The organism is Chitinophaga sp., assembly GCF_036569125.1.
Classification (GTDB): Bacteria; Bacteroidota; Bacteroidia; order Chitinophagales; family Chitinophagaceae; genus Chitinophaga.
In genome coordinates this window covers 1-4,644 of record NZ_DATCRF010000255.1, presented here as the reverse complement: position 1 = coordinate 4,644, position 4,644 = coordinate 1, and the positions used below count along the sequence as shown (strand labels likewise).

Sequence of the window (4,644 nt, the reverse complement as noted above, 5' to 3'; positions counted from 1 at the left end):
GCCTGCAGCAGAGCGGCATCTTTTTCTTCCAGCTGGGAAATATCGTCGTAGCGCTCGTACTCAAATGATTGCAGCAGTTTCATTTTAATTAACAATTAAGAATTAATAATTAATAGGGTTGTGCGAAGGTATTGATATTAATAAAAAAGTCCTGCACCCTGAAGGATGCAGGACTATACAAAAATCGCTTATTGCTATTTGATCGTTCTGAATAAACGGCTCCAGCGGATGCTGCCATGACCATAGCTCATCCAGATAAGCCAGGCTTTACCCACCACATGATCTTCCGGCACAAAGCCCCAGTAACGGGAATCCAGGGAGTTGTTACGGTTATCTCCCATCATCCAGTAATAGTTCATTTTAAAAGTGTAGGAGTCAGTGGGTTTGTTGTTGATGTAGAACTGCCCGTTCTTAGCTTCCAGCGTATTGCCTTCGTACACACGGATCACGCGGTCGTAAATGGCAATGTTGGTGCTGTCCAGCTTAACAGTGGCGCCCTTTTTAGGAATGTACAGGGGGCCAAAGTTCTCTTCTGTCCAGTGATAGTGGGCGGTGTCGTATGGGAATACGGATTGTTCCCCGCTGAAGTAAGGTTTAATGCTTTTTACTACCGGGAAGTTCTTTAACGCGGTTACATTACCCGGGGTAAGATTGTACAGGAAGATGCCGGCTGATAAAGTGGCATCCGGGTTAGGCGTAATGTCCAGCTCATCCAGGCGGTCCGGGTTCAGGGGATCGCCATTGGTTTGCACGGTATACCTTCTTTCACTTTCCTGCGGAATGGGCGCCTGACGGCCGTTCACAAACACTACACCGTCTTTTATGGTCAGCGTATCGCCTGATTCGGCTACGCAGCGTTTAATATAGTTTTCCCGTTTATCAACCGGGCGGGAGGTAACATGGTAAGATTCCCATACTGCATCGCGGCCCAGGCTGCGTACCAGCCCGTAGTAGCTTTGGTCCTGCTGTTCCAGGGCCACGGTATCGCCTTCGGGAAAGTTGAACACCACTACATCATTCCGCTTTACACGGGTAAAACCGGGCAGGCGTTTGTAAGGCCAGTGCACGGCTTCCGAATAAGCTTTGCTGTATTTGGTGCCGGGTAAAGTATGATGGGTAAAAGGAACTGCCAGCGGAGTATTGGGAATGCGCGGACCGTAACTGATCTTGCTAACGAACAGGAAATCGTTCACCAGCAATGTTTTTTCCATAGAGGGAGTAGGGATCGTATAGGCCTCGAAAATAAAAGTGCGGATCAGCGTAGCTGCTATGATAGCGAAGATGGCTGCATCCAGCCATTCACGCACGGCAGACTTTCTTTTCTTAGGCTGGCCGTCATTGCGCCTCCAAAATGCCAGGTTCATTCAGTTGAATTTGTGTGTATTTAAATATCTTAAAAGAACAAATATAATATTCTGTTGTCAGTCAGCTAATTTTCCTTGCAAAAGTTTTCTTAAAGTTCCCGGCTCAATATACGGTTAATCTCATCCGCCTGGTTCATAATCATGAAATGCCCCCCTCCGTTTATGGTATAATCCGGCTTCACATACTTTAGCGGGAAAGTATGGTCCCTGCTGCCGTGGATGTGCACTACAGGGGCATGCATCTCCTCATTCTCCCATAAAATAACCGTGCGGATGGCCCAGTACATGAAGTCAAAATCGCTGTTATGCAGGTAATCCTTCAGCAGGGCGTCCTCCTCCGGTGTTTTGGCCGTCATGTAAAGTTTTACCACAAAAGTGCGCTGTTTGAAGAGCCAGCGGTTGGTAAGGCGGTATAATCCGAACCTTCTTACCAGGTTAAAATAGGCGGGGCGTTCCCGGGTATTTTTGATGGTGCTGATCAGGATAACCTTTTCAACCGGGCGCTGACGGGCTATTTCCAGGCTTATCATCCCCCCGAAGGAAAGTCCCAGCAAGGTTATGGGGCCTTCTGCAGTAATGCCGGCGGCCATGCGGGCTGCGTATTCCGTAAAGGGCTCATTGGGCTGTGGCTTTAGCCAGGGCAGGTAGTGCACCTCGTACTCCGGCGGAAACTGCAGGTAACGGAACATCCGTTCATCTGCCCCCATGCCGCTGATCAGGTATAACTGCTTCTTCATATGACAGTTGGTAGTTGGCAGTTAGCAGTCTGTGGGCGACTGCCCACTGCCAACTGAAGACTGCCAACTAGATATTCGCTTTCTTTTTCTCGCGGGAAGGTACTACATAATCTTCTACATTATCTGCGGTGATGGTTTTGCCGGAGAGGATGACCAGTCTTTCCACCACGTTACGCAGCTCACGGATATTGCCTGACCAGTCGTGCTGCTGCAGGGCCTTGAGGGCCGGCGCATCGATCTGCTTTTTGGCAATGCCGTATTCCTGGCAAACGTTGTCCAGGAAATGATCTACCAGCAGGGGCACATCATCCCGGCGTTCATTCAGGGATGGTACGTGGATCAGGATCACGCTCAGGCGGTGGTACAGATCCAGGCGGAAGTTCTTGTCCTCCACCTCTTTCAGCAGATCTTTATTGGTAGCGGCTATTACGCGTACATCCACATTAATTTCCTTGTCGCCCCCTACACGGGTGATCTTCCCTTCCTGGAGGGCCCGCAGCACTTTGGCCTGGGCGCTCAGGCTCATATCGCCTATTTCGTCCAGGAACAGGGTGCCGCCGTTGGCCTGCTCAAACTTACCGATGCGTTGTTTCACCGCAGAGGTGAAGGAGCCTTTTTCATGGCCAAACAGCTCGCTCTCAATCAGTTCACTGGGAATGGCGGCGCAGTTCACTTCTATCATAGGCCCGGTGGCACGGCTGCTGCGCTCATGGATCCAGCGGGCTACCAGCTCCTTTCCTACCCCGTTCTCGCCGGTTACCAGCACCCGGGCATCGGTGGGAGCCACTTTTTCGATGGTTTCTTTTATTTTCAGGATAGGCGCAGAACCGCCGATCATTTCCTGGGTTTTGTTCACCTTGCGGCGCAGGCGCTTGGTTTCTGCCACCAGCGTGGTTTTATCCATAGCGTTGCGCAGGGTGATCAGCAGGCGGTTCAGATCCGGCGGTTTGGGAATATAATCAAACGCACCTTTTTTAACCGCTTCTACGGCCGTATCAATATTACCGTGGCCGGATACCATTATGATGGGAATATCAGGATTGGCTTCCTTGGCTTTTTCCAGGAATTCCAGGCCATCCATCTTGGGCATTTTGATGTCGCACAACACAGCATCATACTGCTTTTCCCTGAACATCTTAAAACCTTCTGCCCCATCTGCCGCTTCATCGAGCTTGTATCCTTCGTAGGTCAGGATCTCAGACAATGTTTTACGGATGCTTTTTTCGTCATCAATAATCAGGATGTTCGCCATATTGGTGTTTTGTGAGGGAGCAAAGATAATGAAATCAATGGGCCGATGTGCAGATGTGCAAATATGCAGATATGCAAATGTGCAGATGGCAGATACTACGTGGATGCTGTAGAAATGTGCTAATGTGCTAATATGCTAATGTGCTGGTTTTTATTGTTTGAATGCAATAATTATGGCATTAGATATCTGCACATTTGCATATCTGCACATTTGCACATTAAAATAGCTGTGCTAATAGGCTAATGTGCTGGTTTTTATTGTTTGAATGCAATAACATGGCATTAGATATCTGCACATTTGCATATCTGCACATTTGCACATTAAAATAGCAGCTTTATATGTACTTTTAAACAACTAAACATTGTATCCTGTAATTCTAAGCCGCATATGGAAAAATTATTGGAGGAGTTAAAGCGCAGGCACCAGTGGGCGGCAGCCAATCCTTACCCTTGTACTACAGCGGTCAGCGATTTTGCCAACGACCTGGTAAACTGGCTATTTCCCGAACATACGGGTAAAGTGATGGCAGCGGCGGACCTGGCCCCCTATGCACAAAAGCTGGAACAGCAGCTGCAGCAGCTCTTGCATACCATGCAGCCTCAGCTACCCGATACGGCTGCACAACTGAGCCAGCATTTCATGGCCCAGGTACCGTCTATTTATGATGATCTTACCAAAGACGCCACCGCTATTTACCAGGGCGACCCGGCAGCTACCTGTTTATACGAAGTAATAAGGGCCTATCCCGGTTTTTATGCCATTGCCTTTTACCGTATTGCACACGCGCTGCAGCAGCTTAACATACCCTTACTGCCACGCATGATCACGGAGCTGGCGCATGCCCGCACCGGTATCGACATTCACCCGGCTGCTATTATAGCGCCCTACTTTTGCATAGACCATGGCACCGGTATTGTGATCGGTGAAACCTCTGTGATAGGAGCGCATGTAAAGCTGTACCAGGGCGTTACCCTGGGTGCTTTGAGCATTGATAAGAGCATGGCTAAAAGCAAGCGCCATCCTACCATTGAGGAGCATGTAGTGATCTATGCCGGCGCCACCATTTTAGGCGGTGATACCACTATTGGCCACCACAGCGTAATTGGCGGTAATGTGTGGCTGATCAAAAGTGTTGCGCCTTTTTCCCGTATTTATTACAAGGCAGATGGCAGCATGAATGTGGTGGAAGCCGTGTAAACCTAAGATCGTAAATCAACGTAACTGATGCATTCAATTCTTGACCAGGTAGGTAATACACCTATTGTTTCACTGAAAAAACTAACGGCAAACC

The 4,644-nt window shown here is 48.9% G+C and carries 4 protein-coding genes; 1 reads left to right on the top strand and 3 read right to left on the bottom strand.

The window, feature by feature from the left end:
• Window positions 1–194: 194 nt before the first annotated feature.
• The 3 genes from lepB to VIM87_RS09365 form a co-directional block, all read right to left on the bottom strand.
• The gene (gene lepB, locus VIM87_RS09375) at window positions 195–1,364 is read right to left on the bottom strand and encodes a signal peptidase I (protein WP_331996735.1); all 1,170 of its coding nucleotides are present in this window, start codon (window positions 1,362–1,364) and stop codon (window positions 195–197) included.
• Between the two features lie 89 nt (window positions 1,365–1,453).
• Window positions 1,454–2,101, bottom strand: coding sequence for an alpha/beta fold hydrolase (locus VIM87_RS09370; RefSeq protein WP_331996734.1), 648 nt, complete (start codon window positions 2,099–2,101; stop codon window positions 1,454–1,456).
• Between the two features lie 67 nt (window positions 2,102–2,168).
• Window positions 2,169–3,353 (bottom strand): sigma-54 dependent transcriptional regulator, encoded by a 1,185-nt coding sequence (locus VIM87_RS09365; protein WP_331996733.1) that lies wholly within the window; start codon window positions 3,351–3,353, stop codon window positions 2,169–2,171.
• Window positions 3,354–3,740: 387 nt separating this feature from the next.
• Between VIM87_RS09365 and VIM87_RS09360 the strand changes: the two genes are divergently transcribed.
• On the top strand, window positions 3,741–4,550 hold the full coding sequence (locus VIM87_RS09360) for a serine O-acetyltransferase (RefSeq protein WP_331996732.1): 810 nt from the start codon (window positions 3,741–3,743) through the stop codon (window positions 4,548–4,550).
• Window positions 4,551–4,644: the final 94 nt, after the last annotated feature.